This is a genomic window from Litorivivens sp. (assembly GCF_041624475.1).
Classification (GTDB): Bacteria; Pseudomonadota; Gammaproteobacteria; order Pseudomonadales; family Spongiibacteraceae; genus Litorivivens.
The window spans coordinates 19,144-32,954 of the sequence record NZ_JBFJUX010000014.1; the positions used below are offsets into that span (position 1 = coordinate 19,144).

The following is a 13,811-nucleotide window of genomic DNA, read 5'->3' on the forward strand; positions in this document are numbered from 1 at the left end:
TGAGAATTATTCGCAATTATGGGTTCTTGCCCATCAACCGCTGCCAGTAGTGCTCGCGCGCACTTTTATCGACCTGTCGCAGGCGAACAAATTGCACGCCGGTGTTACCAGTCGGTTCAAAGCGGATGCCCCAAAGGGGGCGTGCGCTGGCCGGATCGATGGCGTAGCGAAAATCGCCAATAAATTCGTCGCCATTTTCTGCTGCGGGCGGGTAGCGGAACAGCCAGTCGTCAGAGAAATGGGCAAAGCGCTTGAGATCACTCAGCAGCTGGTCGTCTGCCGCGTTGGCTTCAGGCTTAAAGACGGGAACCCGCTCACCCACGGTGATACTGGGCTGTTGACCTGGAACAATTCGTATCGCCAGAGTCTGGAAATGCGAGCCGGTATCGATCAAGCCGCGCCAGAGCACAATGTTGGCGAAGGAGGGTTTAGCAACCAGGCGCTCCACCTGAATGCCACGCGAGTGGACCCAGTGCCGGGTCGCGTCGAGCGCGCGGGTGTGCTGAAAGCCCGAGGCAGCGAGGTACAGCGTTGCCCACAGCGCGCCGCCCCACAACCAGGCGCGTTGTCGAGTGAAAATCGCTATTCCCAGCAGCAACAGTAGGGGCAGGGTAAAAAGTGGATCAATCACACTGATCCAGTTCAGCGCAACGCGCAGGTCGCTGAAGGGCAGAAACAGGGAGGTGCCGTAAGAGGTAAAGGCATCCAGCAGCCCGTGCGACAGATAGCCGAGAAAACAGCACAGGTAGAGCCCGGCAAAACCCAGTCTTCGCTTCATCAGCGGCCACAGGGCCAGTGCAACCACCAGACCGCCCACCGGGGCAAAGGCAATTGAGTGGGTGAAATGGCGGTGGTAGTCGAGGGCCAGCAGAGGGTCGTTGGAAGAGCGAATCAATACATCCAGATCGGGGGCCATGCCACCGAGCCAGCCGGCAATAAGGGTTTGCTTCAGAGGGGTACGGCGGCTGCCAGCCTGTGCCCACAGGCTGCCAAAAACACCTTGAGAAACGGGGTCCATAGTGTGTCCAGTTGATGAAAATTACCACATTCAGGACATGTCATGTCGTGGCCTGAGTGTTTCAGCGTCGCCAGAATACCTTCAAATTCAGCAAGACACGAGACAGTTATGGCAGCTCCCATTCTCAGCGAACGCGATCTGAACTTCATGATCTATGAACTGTTTGATGCCGAGGGCATGACGGCTCGCGAGCGCTACAGCGATCACAGTCGCGAAACCTTTGATGCCTCAATCAACACCGCGCGCCAGATTGCCGAAAAATACTTTGTGCCCATTCGCCAGAAGGTCGACACCGACCAGCCCACCTTTGACGGCAAAAAGGTGAAGATGATTCCTGAAATCAAGACCGCCGTTGATGCGGCTACGGAAGCCGGCTTTGTCTCAGCTGCTGCCGACTTCGAAGTGGGCGGTATGCAATTGCCGTTAATCGTCTCGGCCGCGGCCCATGCTTATTTGTCAGCCGCTGGCAGCACCACCATGGGCTACTTGGGGTTGACCAATGCCAACTGCAACCTGATTGAAGCGCATGGTTCGCAGGAGCAGATCGACACCTGGGTCCGTCCCATGCGCGAAGGCCGCTTTGCCGGCACCATGGCCATGACCGAACCCGGCGCTGGTTCGGGTCTGGCGGACCTGACCACCTCGGCGGTGAAGGCAGACGATGGTAGCTACCGTCTTACCGGCAGCAAGATTTTTATCTCCGGCGGCGACCATGAACTGAACGAAAATATTGTTCATCTGGTGTTGGCCCGGGTGAAAGGTGCGCCTAAAGGGGTGAAGGGGATTTCCCTGTTCATTGTGCCGAAGTTTCTGGTCAACGACGACGGCTCGCTGGGCGAGCCCAACGACGTGGCACTGGCCGGCCTGTTTCACAAGATGGGCGGTCGCGGCCAGACCTCTACCGCCCTGAGTTTTGGTGAAAAAGGTGGCGCGGTAGCGTATCTGGTGGGTGAGGAAAATCGCGGCCTGTCGTATATGTTCCATATGATGAACGAAGCGCGCATCATGGTAGGCACCGGTGCTGCGGCCACCGCATTGACCGGATACCAGTACTCGCTGCACTACGCCCGCGAGCGACCTCAGGGCCGCCTGCCTTCCAGCAAGGATCCGCATTCGCCACCGGTCAATATTATTGAACACCCGGATGTTCGCCGTATGCTGCTTGCGCAAAAGGCGTATTCAGAAGGGGCCTTTGCCCTGTGCTTACTCGGTGCACAATTGTCGGATGACGAAAAAACCGCGCCGACCGAAGAAGAGCGCAAGGCAGCTCATCAGCTGCTGGATTTTCTTACGCCCATGATCAAGACCTGGCCCTCTGAATACGGTCCAGAGGCGAATGATCTGGCGATACAGGTGCTCGGCGGGCACGGCTATATCAATGAACACCCGGTAGAAATGTTCTACCGTGACAATCGGCTTAACCCGATTCACGAAGGCACCACGGGCATCCAGTCGCTGGATTTGCTGGCCCGCAAAGTGCCGATGAATAATCTGGCGGGGTACAAGGCCTGTATCTCGGAAATTGAGAAAACTATCGCGGAAGCCGCAGCGGGTGAATTGAGCGCTGAAGCGCAACAATTAAGCGATGCGCTGGCGACACTGCAGCGCACTACCGAAAGCCTGCTCGGCGCCATGATGGAAAAGCCTATTGATCTGGCGCTGGCCAATTCGGTGAAATATCTGGATATGTTCGGCCACGTAGTCATTGCCTGGTTGTGGTTAAAGCAGGGTCTGGTGGCGCAGGCAAAACTCGACGCTGAACCTGCGTTTTACCGGGGCAAGTTACAGGCCATGCGCTATTTCTTCCGATATGAACTGCCTTTGATTGAAGTCTGGTCAAAAGTGTTGATAGATCTCGACAGCACCTGTTTCGATATGAAGGATGAGTGGTTCTAAATTTCTGCACGTAGACAAGGAGAAGACACATGCAAGTCGTCAAGAAAGAAGATCTGCAAAGCTGGATAGGCAAGGAAACCGAACCCTCCGATTGGCTGGAGGTTTCCCAAGAGCGCATTAACCAGTTTGCAGACTGTACCCTGGACCATCAGTTTATTCATATCGATCCGGATAAAGCCAAGGAAACACCCTTCGGTGGCACCATTGCCCACGGTTTTCTCAGCCTGTCACTGCTGTCGCATTTTTCCGAGCAGTACAGCTTTGTGATTGACGGCTTTCAGATGGGGATCAATTACGGCTTCGACAAAATCCGATTTCTGGCTCCGGTAAAAGCGGGCAAGCGGGTTCGTGCAAAAGCCAAGGTGCTGGAAATAGATGAGACCAAGCCCGGACAATTTCGAATGAAGTCTGAGGTGACAGTAGAAATCGAAGGTGAAAGCAAACCGGCGCTGATCGCCGAGTGGCTCACCGTACAAATGGTTGCATAAGGGAGAACAAAATAATGTCTGTACGTTTTGATGGCAAAGTAGCAATTGTAACCGGCGCTGGTAATGGCTTGGGTAAATCCCACGCGCTGGAACTGGCCGCTCGCGGTGCAAAAGTCGTGGTTAACGATCTGGGTGGTGCGCGCGACGGTAGCGGTGCTTCATCGGACGCTGCCAAGGCCGTGGTTGCCGAAATCGAGTCCAAAGGTGGTGAAGCGATTGCCCACGGCGCCAATGTCGCGGTGATGAGCGAAGTGGAAGACATGGTCAAGCAGGCCATGGACAAGTGGGGCCGCATCGACATTCTGATCAACAACGCCGGCATCCTGCGTGATAAATCCTTTTCCAAAATGGATCTGGCAGACTTTCAGCTGGTGATGGACGTCCATGTAATGGGCTCCGTGAACTGCACTAAGGCAGTGTGGGAAATCATGAAGCAGCAGGAATACGGCCGTATTGTCATGACCACCTCCTCCAGCGGTCTGTACGGTAACTTCGGGCAAACCAATTACGGCGCTGCCAAAATGGCCGTGGTTGGCTTTATGAATACGCTGGGTCTGGAAGGCGCCAAATACAATGTGCGTACCAACGCACTAGCACCGACTGCGGCCACGCGCATGACCGAAGACCTGCTGCCGCAGGAAGTCCTCGACATGCTCGTGCCGGAAGCGGTCACCGCCGGCGCCTTGACCCTGTGTCACGATGACGCACCCAATCGCATGATCCTGGCTGCTGGCGGTGGTGGCTATGCCAGCGCCCGCGTATTTGAAACCGACGGTGTTTACCTCGCGCCTGCCGACCAGACGCCGGAAGGCGTGCTGGCGAACTGGGAGGCGATCAATGACACCAGCCGCCAGGCAACTATCGAAGCGGGCATGAAGCAGAGTGAGAAATTCCTGCTCAAGGCCCAGGCTTATCTGGAATCGCAGAAGTAATACCGAAATCCCCTCTCCCAAAGGGAGAGGGGGTTTAAAACACAGCACATTACAGGAAGGGAAAATCATGAAAGACGCCGTTATCGTCTCCGCCGCCCGTACCCCTATTGGCAAAGCCTACCGGGGTGCCTTCAATAATCTGGAAGCGCCGTCGCTCTCGTCCTATGCAGTACAGGCTGCTGTGGAGCGCGCAGGCGTTGACCCTAACGAGCTCGACGACTGTATTTTCGGTGCTGCGCTGCAGCAAGGCTCCCAGGGTCAGAACCTGGCGCGTCATGTGGCTATGGCCTCGGGCTTGCCGGTCAGCGTATCGGGCATGACCATTGACCGTCAGTGTTCCTCTGGTCTGATGACCATTGCCACGGGCGCCAAGCAGATTGTCATGGACGGTGCGCCCATGCTGATTGCCGGCGGCTGTGAATCTATTTCGCTGGTGCAGAACGAGCACATGAATATTCACCGTATGGTGGACCCGAAATCCATCGGCAACGCGCCGCACATCTACATGGCGATGCTGGATACGGCCGAAGTGGTAGCCAATCGCTATAACGTTTCCCGTGAGGCGCAGGATGAGTACGCACTGCAATCGCAGCAGCGCACCGCCGCCGCCCAGGAAGCGGGCAAGTTTGACGATGAAATCGTTCCGGTTACGGCTACCAAGCTGGTGATGAACAAGGAAACCGGCGAGACCAGCGAAGAACAGGTCACTCTGAGTAAAGACGAAGGCAATCGTCCGTCTACGACACTGGAAAGCCTGCAGGGCCTGAACCCGGTGCGCGAAGGTGGATCGATCACTGCGGGCAATGCCAGTCAGCTGTCGGATGGCGCGGCAGCGGTTGTGATGATGGATAGCAAGCTGGCCGAGCAGCGCAACGTAGAGCCACTGGGTATTTACCGGGGCATGGCGGTCGCCGGTTGTGAGCCCGACGAAATGGGTATCGGTCCGATCTACGCCATTCCCAAGCTGTTGCAGCGCACTGGTCTGAAAATGGACGACATCGGCCTGTGGGAATTGAACGAAGCTTTTGCGGTGCAGGTAATTTACTGTCGAGACAAACTGGGCATCCCCAATGAAAACCTGAACGTTAACGGCGGCGCGATTTCCATTGGTCACCCCTACGGCATGAGCGGTGCGCGCATGGTCATGCACGCCCTGATCGAAGGCAAGCGTCGCGGCGTGAAGTATGTGGTGGTTACCATGTGTGTCGGTGGTGGCATGGGTGCAGCGGGTCTGTTTGAAGTTGTATAAAGCCCGCTATTGGCAAAATAACACAAGGAAAGGCTATGAGTCGGAAGTCAGAAGAACGCCTGATCGACGCCGGTGGTGTCGAACTGAATGTGCAGGAATTTGGTGACGACTCATCGCCGCCGCTCGTGTTGATTATGGGGTTGGGGATGCAGATGATTTCTTGGCCGGAAATTTTCTGTAAGCGCCTGGCATCTCAAGGCTATCGTGTGATTCGTTTTGATAATCGCGATTCCGGCCTGTCTCAGAAGTTTAATCATCTGCGCGCCCCCGGCCCCCTTAAATTGCTCGCTGCCAGCAAGCTGCGCCTGCCGGTGAAGGTGCCCTATAGCCTGCAGGATATGGCGGGTGATGTGGTTAAGCTGCTCGATGCTCTGGAGATCGACGCGGCGCACCTGGTTGGCGCGTCGATGGGGGGTATGATCGCCCAACTGACCGCCGCGCTTTATCCGGAGCGGGTAATGAGTCTGACTTCCATTATGTCCTCCAGTGGCAATCCCACACTGCCGCAACCGAGCCGCGCCGTATTGATGACCCTGATGCGGCCGGCAGCCGATTCCGAAGAAAGCTACCTCCAGGGTGCATTGCAGACCTGGAAGCTGATCGGCAGCCCCGCCTACCCGCCCGACGAAAAAGAATTGAGTGAGCGCCTGCGACTAACCTATCGCCGCAACTATTGCCCCGGCGGCACAGCGCGGCAACTGGCGGCCATTTCCGCCTGCGGTAGTCGTGTGAATGAACTCAAAACCATCATCGCTCCCACGCTGGTGATTCACGGTAAGGCTGATCCGCTGGTTCCGGTAGAAGCCGGAATCGATACTGCCCATCATATTCCCGGTGCAAAACTGGAGCTGATCGAGGGCATGGGGCACGATTTGCCGCAGACTTTGTGGTCGCAATTTGTAGAGTTGATTAGCGAGCATAGCCGCAACGCCGTTGCTAACTAAAGCTGCAATGGCTTACTGACTCAGTAAGCGAACATAACTGGAGCTACCGGGGTTAGGCTGCAGCAGGACGACGCGATTGGTTTCTGACGATTGCACGATGCATTTGTCAGCATCCCCCTGGGTTGCTTCAACGTACGCTGCTGATTACCCGCTCCGGCTCGTCCCAGGCCTCTTCGGAGCGGGGGCGATAGAAACGGTCGTACCACTTGCGCAGTTTATTGATGGGCCCGTCGCCGTCGCAGAGTATGGGATCGCTGCGGTATTTCTTGGTCTCCCACACCTCAACATCGGAACCGAAGGCGGCGATGGCTGACAGCGGATAGCTGTCGACAAAATCCTGCGGCAGGGGTTCATCGGTCAGGCTGGCGACGATCACTCCGGAGGTTAACTCGACTTCGTCGTCATTCAATGGCGTGTGATAGTTCAGCCACCAGCTGGCATAGGACATTTCCGGGCTTTTTGAGGTGGTGTAGTAATACATCACGCTCGGGCCGTGGTAGGTCGCCACCCCCCAACCCTCGGCATCGAGGCCGCGCTCGCGCCGGGCGGCGTTGATATCAAAATCGATACCCCGTGGCTGAATCATATCGAGTTCAATGTCGGGCTGGATGCGCGACTCCTGACTGACCGAGTAAGGTGTAAAGACATTGTCGAACTGCAATGGATAGCCACCGTGTACCGAAGGAAAGTGGCCGGCATCGACAATGTTTTCGATAATCTCGCGGCCGTGGGAGCGAATCACTGTGCGGTTAAAGCGCCAATCGCCCCAGCCCGGCTGGTTCCACTCGGGAATGTCCGGCAATTGCCAGTTCGGCGCGCCCCCTTCGCTGTCGTACCACAGAGCGATAAAGCCGTTTTTCTCCACTACTGGCCAACTATTCAGCGCGTTTTTGGCGCGCTCCGGAATTTTATTGGCGTAGGGAATCGCGGTGCAGGAACCGCTGCAGTCAAATTGCCAGCCGTGAAAGGGGCAGCGTATGGTATTGCCTATCACGCGGCTGCCGGTGCCAGCCAGGTGAGCGCCGAGATGGGGACAGTAGGCATCGAGTATCACCGCTTCGCCGCTGTCACCGCGAAACAGCACCAGATCTTCGTTGAAATAGTGCAGCGCTTTTACGTCACCTTTGGCCAGTTCCTGGGACAGGGCGACGATATGCCAGCCGCGCGCAAAGCGGCCTTTTTCTTCGAAGGCGTAGCGAGGTTCAGACATCGCGGTTCTCCTTGGTTGCTGCGTCCTGCTGAGCCGCATGGCGTGCGGCGATATAGGCAAAGGTCATGGCCGGGCCGATGGTCGAGCCTGCGCCGGGGTAACTGTTGCCCATCACGGCGCCGGAGCAGTTGCCACTGGCGTACAGTCCGGGAATAGCGTCGCCCCGGGTGTTGAGCACGCGGCCGGTGTCATCGGTTTTCAGGCCGCCCTTGGTACCCAGATCACCCGGGTATACTTTGAGAGCGTAGAAGGGCGCTTCAACTATGGGCGCCAGGCTGGGGTTGGGTTTTACCGACTGATCACCGTAGTAGCGGTCGATAGCACTCTGACCGCGCTGATAATCCGGATCTTCGCCTTTGCGGGCAAAGCTGTTGTGCCGCTCGATGGCCGCCCGAAAACTGTCTGCCGGAACCTGCATCTGACTGGCCAGCTCTTCAAGCGTGTCGGCCTTGCAGAGAAAGCCGCTCTCGAACCAATCGCTGGGCAGACGCGCGTCGCCCTGTACCTTGCCCGGTGGCACCGGCCCCATCATGTAGTTGTGGCGAGCGCGGGCGTCGAACACCATATGGCTGGGCACGGAATCGATGCCATTGGCGTGGTTCTGCCACAGGGTTTTGATCAGGTCTTCATAGGGGGCGGCTTCGTTGCAAAAGCGTTTGCCGCTGCTGTCGATAAACACCGAACCGGGCATGGCCTTGCCGGAAATCAGTGCCAGCACCGAACCGTCCGGAAACTTGACGGAGGGCGTCCACCAGGCGCAGTCCATAAAGGCCAGATCTGCGCCCACCTCCTGCCCAAGGGCAATTGCATCGCCGACATTGCCGGGCGCATCGCTGCTGAAGGTTTCGCCTGTCGGCAGTTGGCCGAAGCGCTGCCTGAGGGCGACGTTCTGGCCCATGCCGCCGCTGGCCATCAGTACGCCGCGGCGGGCCTTTAACCGCTTTGTCCGACCCTGCGGGTCAATAACCTCCAAGCCAGTAATTCGATCGCCCTCGCACACAAGCTGTTTTGCCGAGGTATTCAGCCAGAAAGGCACCTTGTGGCGCAGCAGGGCGCGGCGCAGGCGCACCACCAGCGCCCGGCCAAGGGTTTGGCGGTTGTCGATCGGTCCGCGCAGACGGGCGGGAATATCGAGGTAGTAGCGCAGGATATTGCGCAGCATGTAGAGCTTGCCCTTCAGCGTCAGGTCCATCACCGCGCGGCTTTCCTTGACGGTAATGGCGAAGCGCATAACACCGTCGCGCAGAAAGTCGGGAAAGCGCTGCTCCTCGGCGTGCCGGCCAATACTGCGGCGGCTGATGGGGGCTGGCTCCATAGAGCGACCGCCGGGTTTGGCGCCGGCTACGTCTGGGTAGTAATCCGAATACTGAAGTGCGGCGTCAAAGCGGAGGTCGGCGTGCTTTTCCATAAAGGCCAGCATGGCTTTGCCCTCGCGAATATAGGCGCGGAGTTTGGCGTCCGGCACGTCTGCGCCTACTACCTGTTGCAGATACTGCAGAGCGTCGGCTTCGCTGTCGTCGATGCCGCCGCGCTTCATCGAGGGGTTGTCGGGAATCCAGATCACGCCGCCGGACAGGGCGGTGGTGCCGCCGAACTGATCGGTCTTTTCAATGATCAGCGTTTTCAGGCCGGAGGCTGCGGAAACGACAGCACCGCTCATGCCGGCAGCGCCGCTGCCCACCACGATAAAATCGTATTCGTCGTCCCAGGTAAGAGGTGTTTCGGCCATGACTGCAGTTTCCGCTCTTGCTTGCGTTGAGCATAGCAAGTGGCGAACAGCCGCAAATTACCACTCTGTCATTTGGCGGTTTTTATTCGGTTTCAGCAGAGGGGATGGGTTCGGGGCGCCCGAAAAAGTAACCCTGAAAATAGTCGATACCGATTTCGCGGCAGGCCTCGGCAACCTCGGCTGTTTCGATACCCTCGGCCAGCGTGGGAATGCCCATGTCCTTAACCAGATTATTGAGGGAGGCCAGTAATCGGTATTTAGGCGTATCGGGCGCAATGCCGGCCACCAGGCCGATATCAAACTTGAGCATATCCGGGGGAACTTCAACCAGCTCCTGCAGGCGAGCCTGACCACTGCCGAAATCATCGTAAGCGAGTCGGATATTCATCTCGCGCAGAGCGACTTTCAAGTCCGCCATCATTTTCAGGTCGGTGACGGCGCCTTCGTGAACCTCAAATACCAGATTCAGACTGGGATGCTTTTTGCGCAGGCGATCGAGCCCTCGCAGCAGGTGGTCGGGTTTCAGGCTTTCTTTCGGGTGGGAGTTGAAAAATAGAGGCGCTGTTATGCCAGCGGCTTCGGCCTGCTCGAAACTGCGCTCGCGCAAGAGCTCGCTCAGCTCCACTTCCATATCCATAGCGCCGGCCAAGTTAAACATCTCATAGGGGCTGGCGCCGATAGTCGGGTGGGTACCGCGACCCAGCAGTTCATAGCCGTAAAACCCGCCGCTACTTTTGATGATGGTCTGACGAAACCCGCATACCAGTCGTTTGCTGAGAAGCTCACCGAATTCACGCGCCTGCGTTGGAAAATTCGTGGGTAGCGTACTGTTGCTGACCATGGTCTGGTCGCCAAAGAAATCAGTTTGTGTCCTTTCGCTGGTTCTGACCAGGAATTCCTGCTGGGCAAAATGCAGCACATCACCGTTGCTGATAATGGTTGGGGCAGTGATGCGTTCACGGTTGACGAAGGTACCGTTGGTGCTGCCGAGATCGGTAACAATGAAATCGCCGTTGCTAATTGTGATTTCGGCATGCGCCCGGGACGCCTGGGAATCGGAGAGAACCACGTCGCAATTGGGAAGGCGGCCAACCTTTGCAGGGAGGTCCTTCAGGTCGAATCGACGCGGAGTCCGGTTCGCACCTTCAAAGCATTCAAGACAAAGAGTCATGGTCACAGCGCGCCAGTGTCTGAGCGGATAGTGCTTGTCCAGCGTTACTATTCAGAGGTGCAGAGCCTGTCATGGCAAAATCCCTTGCTGTTCCTGGCTAACAATAGCAAAACCCGCAGTGCTTGGCAGCGCCTTTATTGTCCGGTGGGTAGTCAGCAGATTTTATGCAACCTGTGGTTTGCTGATCGGTTGTTGGGTAGACCACCAGATGCAAAACAGCAGGAACACCTGAACCACCAGCCGTATCGACAGGAAGGCTTCGGATACATCGGGAAAGTCCTGTGGGTTTAACCACATATGCACATTCACCGGCGTAACGACCAGTGTCAGAACAAACAGGCCAATACCTGCCCAGCGACGCAGCGGCGGATAGAGAAGGGCAAAGGCGCCGACCAGCTCGAACACACCGCTGATATAGACTGCGGGGTAATGCCAGGGCAGGTAGTCGGGCATGATGCCGGCAAAAAAGTCGGCGGCAAAAAAGTGGCCGAGACCACCGGCGAAAAACCAGAAAAAGACAAACAGCAGGGCAGCGGCCCGGAGTTTGGAGTCAGGCAGAATGGACATGTTAGAGCTTCCTGAAAGATTGCCGCCACCATACCCTCTGCCGGTCTTGGAAGCGACTGGTTGGTCTGCAGCTACCGGGTCGCTCTGCGCGGATGCCTTGAGCCAGTTATCGAGCAGGGCCACATTGCGCTGGTTTTTGCGTAGCGCCACGTCAGCAATGTCGCCGACAATGGGAATACTGCCCACCACAAAATCCAGCGCAATATTGCCGAGCAATCTTGCTTGCAGATGCTTGGGTGCCTTGAGTTTGTGACCCTGCCAGACAATGCTCAACGAGAGCAGGGCGCTGAGCAGATCGCCTGCGACGGGCAGCAGCCCGAGCAGAGAATCGACGCCGATGCGCCAGCGGGTAAAAGGGATGCCCCAGGCGCCGTCCAGCAATACCGCCAGCTGCCGCGCGCCGCGCAGCGGGTCATGGGGCTCGGTCGTCATTTCTTGGCGATGATGTAGACCGCGTGAATGATGCCCGGCAGGTAGCCCAGCAGGGTCAGCAGAATATTCAGCCAGAAGTGCTTGCCAATGCCTACCTGCAGAAAAACGCCAAGCGGTGGCAGAAGCACGGCGAACAGAATACGAATCAGATCCATGGAGTTTCCTCTGTTGAATTTATGCGGGTCAATGATGGTCAATTAGGCCGCATTTGCCCAGCAAAAAAACGTGAACTCTGCGCAAATCAGCGATAAACCGCGCAGGCTTTCACAAGATAGTCAGCCAGCGCCGACACGGCGGGCATCACACCACGCCTCGAGGGCATCAGCAAAGAGACCTCCGCGTCACCTGCCGTCCACTCGGGCAGCAGACGCACCAGCTCGCCCCGCTCCAGTTCGGGGCGGCACAGGTAGGCCGGCAAGGCGACGATGCCCAGCCCCTGAATGGCAGCTATTTTCAATGTTTCGATGTCATCGCTGCACAGCCTGGGCTGGAAGGGCACCACCGCATCAACGCCTTGGGTACTGCGCAGCTGCCACTGGCCACTGGCCGGCTTCCAGCCCAGTTTCAGGCCACTGTGGTGCATCAAGGCTTGCGGTGTTTCCGGGCAACCAAACTGGTCTACATAGCGTTGACCGGCAAACAGGTGCCAGGGCGCGGGCATCAGGTGGCGCTGAACCAGGTTGGAGTCGGGCAGTGGACCGGTGTGGGCTCGCACGGCCAGATCAATACCCGATTCCACCAGGTCCACGTGTTGGTTGGTGACTTGCTCGATCAAGGTCACTTTCGGGTGTTTGGAGAGAAATTCCAGAAAAAAATCCTGCAGTACCCACTGGGCCATGGCAACCGAGCAGGTGATCCGCACTGGCCCGGCGAGGGTGGTGCTCTGGCGGTTGACGGTGGCCTCGGCAGCTTCCATTTCGTCCACCATGCTGCGCGCGTGCTGAAAAAAGGTCTGCCCGACATCGGTAATGGCAAAGCGGCGTGAGGTGCGTTGCAGCAGCCGCACGCCGAGGCGTTCTTCCAGCTGCTGGATATGGCGACTCAGCCGGGATTTGGGGATATCCAGGGCCCGTGCCGCCGGGGCGAAACCCCGGTGTTCCACCACGTAGACAAAATAGAAATAGTCATTGAGATCAATCATGCCCCTATCTTTATCGTTCTATATGTAGAACGCAACTTGCTATTTCTGGTTATTTTCGGTGCCACTGTTCCACTGATATGGTTGTTCCATCGAAAACAGGAGGGAATCCCATGACTGGACAAGCACAGACTGTAGATCGTCAATCCCCGGCGCTAGAACTGTCAGAAGTCATCAAGGGTGTTGGCATGTCGAGCGGCGCGGGTTTTACCGCACGCGGGTTTCGCGAACGGCAATTCGATGGGCTGATGGACCCGCTGATTATGGTGGATCACTTTGTCATGACCGAGCCGACCTTCGGCCCCCACCCCCACGCGGGCCTGTCGGCGGTATCGCTGTTGTTTGAAGACAGTGAGGGGCGGTTTCACAACCGTGACTCGCTGGGCAACAACCTGGATCTTCTGCCGGGTGATCTCTACTGGTTAAAGGCAGCGCGTGGCGTGGTGCACGATGAAAAAACGCGCCCCGGCGCGCGCACCCACGGCTTGCAGTTCTTCGTAAATCTGCCTGCCCGTCACAAAAACGACGAGCCCGCCGCTCTGCATGTACCGGCTGCCAGGATGCCGGTGCTGGAAGGGGAAGGTTATCGTCTGCGCGTTGTGCTGGGTGAATTCGATGGTGTGCTGGGCGCCCGTCCGCCGGCCCTGCCATTGAATCTGGTCGAGGGCAGACTGTCTGCCGGTACCGCCATAGACCACGGCCTGCAGCCGGGCCTGAGCGCCTGGCTCTATGCGGCCGCCGGGGGGCTGACCCTGAGCGTGGGCGGTTTGAGCCGTACCCTGGCGGAGGGTGAGTCACTGGCGTTGCGCAATACCTCGCCGCAAGCGCTGAGTTTTTCGATCCAAGCCGATCTTGATGCGCATGTCGTGCTGATCGAAGCCGAACCCTTGCGCGAGTGCTTCGTTCAGAAAGGCCCGTTTGTCATGAGCACGCTGGAAGATCTGGCGCGGGTCAATCGGGACTACGCCAAAGGCCTGATGGGCGAGCTGCAGTAAAACAATTCACTACCCTGACACATTGATTGCAACAGGAGAAAC

General features: G+C 57.5%; 13 protein-coding genes. 6 read left to right on the plus strand and 7 right to left on the minus strand.

Annotation, left to right across the window (positions count from 1 at the left end):
- Positions 1-16: 16 nt before the first annotated feature.
- Positions 17-1,018, minus strand: coding sequence for a metal-dependent hydrolase (locus tag ABY734_RS13510; RefSeq protein ID WP_372779822.1), 1,002 nt, complete (start codon positions 1,016-1,018; stop codon positions 17-19).
- A 108-nt stretch (positions 1,019-1,126) separates the two neighbouring features.
- On the opposite strand from ABY734_RS13510, the gene ABY734_RS13515 reads away from it, so the two are divergent.
- The 5 genes from ABY734_RS13515 to ABY734_RS13535 all read left to right on the plus strand — a co-directional run bounded on the left by ABY734_RS13515 (position 1,127) and on the right by ABY734_RS13535 (position 6,527).
- Positions 1,127-2,914, plus strand: a complete 1,788-nt coding sequence (locus tag ABY734_RS13515) for an acyl-CoA dehydrogenase (RefSeq protein WP_372779823.1) — start codon at positions 1,127-1,129, stop codon at positions 2,912-2,914.
- 29 nt (positions 2,915-2,943) lie between these two features.
- The gene (locus ABY734_RS13520; RefSeq protein WP_372779824.1) at positions 2,944-3,402 is read left to right on the plus strand and encodes a MaoC family dehydratase; all 459 of its coding nucleotides are present in this window, start codon (positions 2,944-2,946) and stop codon (positions 3,400-3,402) included.
- A 14-nt stretch (positions 3,403-3,416) separates the two neighbouring features.
- Positions 3,417-4,334, plus strand: coding sequence for an SDR family NAD(P)-dependent oxidoreductase (locus ABY734_RS13525; RefSeq protein WP_372779825.1), 918 nt, complete (start codon positions 3,417-3,419; stop codon positions 4,332-4,334).
- A 67-nt stretch (positions 4,335-4,401) separates the two neighbouring features.
- Positions 4,402-5,583, plus strand: coding sequence for an acetyl-CoA C-acyltransferase (locus ABY734_RS13530; RefSeq protein ID WP_372779826.1), 1,182 nt, complete (start codon positions 4,402-4,404; stop codon positions 5,581-5,583).
- Positions 5,584-5,618: 35 nt separating this feature from the next.
- Positions 5,619-6,527 (plus strand): alpha/beta fold hydrolase, encoded by a 909-nt coding sequence (locus ABY734_RS13535; RefSeq protein ID WP_372779827.1) that lies wholly within the window; start codon positions 5,619-5,621, stop codon positions 6,525-6,527.
- A 127-nt stretch (positions 6,528-6,654) separates the two neighbouring features.
- Here the strand turns inward: ABY734_RS13535 and ABY734_RS13540 are convergent, their stop codons facing one another.
- The 6 genes from ABY734_RS13540 to ABY734_RS13565 form a co-directional block, all read right to left on the minus strand.
- Positions 6,655-7,737 (minus strand): Rieske 2Fe-2S domain-containing protein, encoded by a 1,083-nt coding sequence (locus ABY734_RS13540; RefSeq protein ID WP_372779828.1) that lies wholly within the window; start codon positions 7,735-7,737, stop codon positions 6,655-6,657.
- On the minus strand, positions 7,730-9,466 hold the full coding sequence (locus tag ABY734_RS13545) for an FAD-dependent oxidoreductase (RefSeq protein ID WP_372779829.1): 1,737 nt from the start codon (positions 9,464-9,466) through the stop codon (positions 7,730-7,732). The genes ABY734_RS13540 and ABY734_RS13545 overlap by 8 nt, the downstream gene beginning before the upstream one ends.
- 82 nt (positions 9,467-9,548) lie before the next feature.
- Positions 9,549-10,637, minus strand: a complete 1,089-nt coding sequence (locus ABY734_RS13550; protein ID WP_372779830.1) for an EAL domain-containing protein — start codon at positions 10,635-10,637, stop codon at positions 9,549-9,551.
- A 162-nt stretch (positions 10,638-10,799) separates the two neighbouring features.
- A complete protein-coding gene (locus ABY734_RS13555) occupies positions 10,800-11,636 on the minus strand; it encodes a DUF4112 domain-containing protein (protein WP_372779831.1) in 837 nt (278 codons plus the stop codon).
- Entirely contained in the window at positions 11,633-11,791 is a 159-nt protein-coding gene (locus tag ABY734_RS13560; RefSeq protein WP_372779832.1) for a YqaE/Pmp3 family membrane protein, read from the minus strand. Before ABY734_RS13560 ends, ABY734_RS13555 begins: the two co-directional genes overlap by 4 nt.
- An 86-nt stretch (positions 11,792-11,877) precedes the next feature.
- Complete coding sequence (locus ABY734_RS13565) at positions 11,878-12,777, minus strand: LysR substrate-binding domain-containing protein (protein ID WP_372779833.1); 900 nt, start codon at positions 12,775-12,777, stop codon at positions 11,878-11,880.
- A gap of 110 nt (positions 12,778-12,887) precedes the next feature.
- Here ABY734_RS13565 and ABY734_RS13570 point away from each other — a divergent pair, with 110 nt between their 5' ends.
- Positions 12,888-13,769: a pirin family protein gene (locus ABY734_RS13570; RefSeq protein WP_372779834.1), complete on the plus strand. Its 882-nt coding sequence runs from the start codon at positions 12,888-12,890 to the stop codon at positions 13,767-13,769.
- Positions 13,770-13,811: the final 42 nt, after the last annotated feature.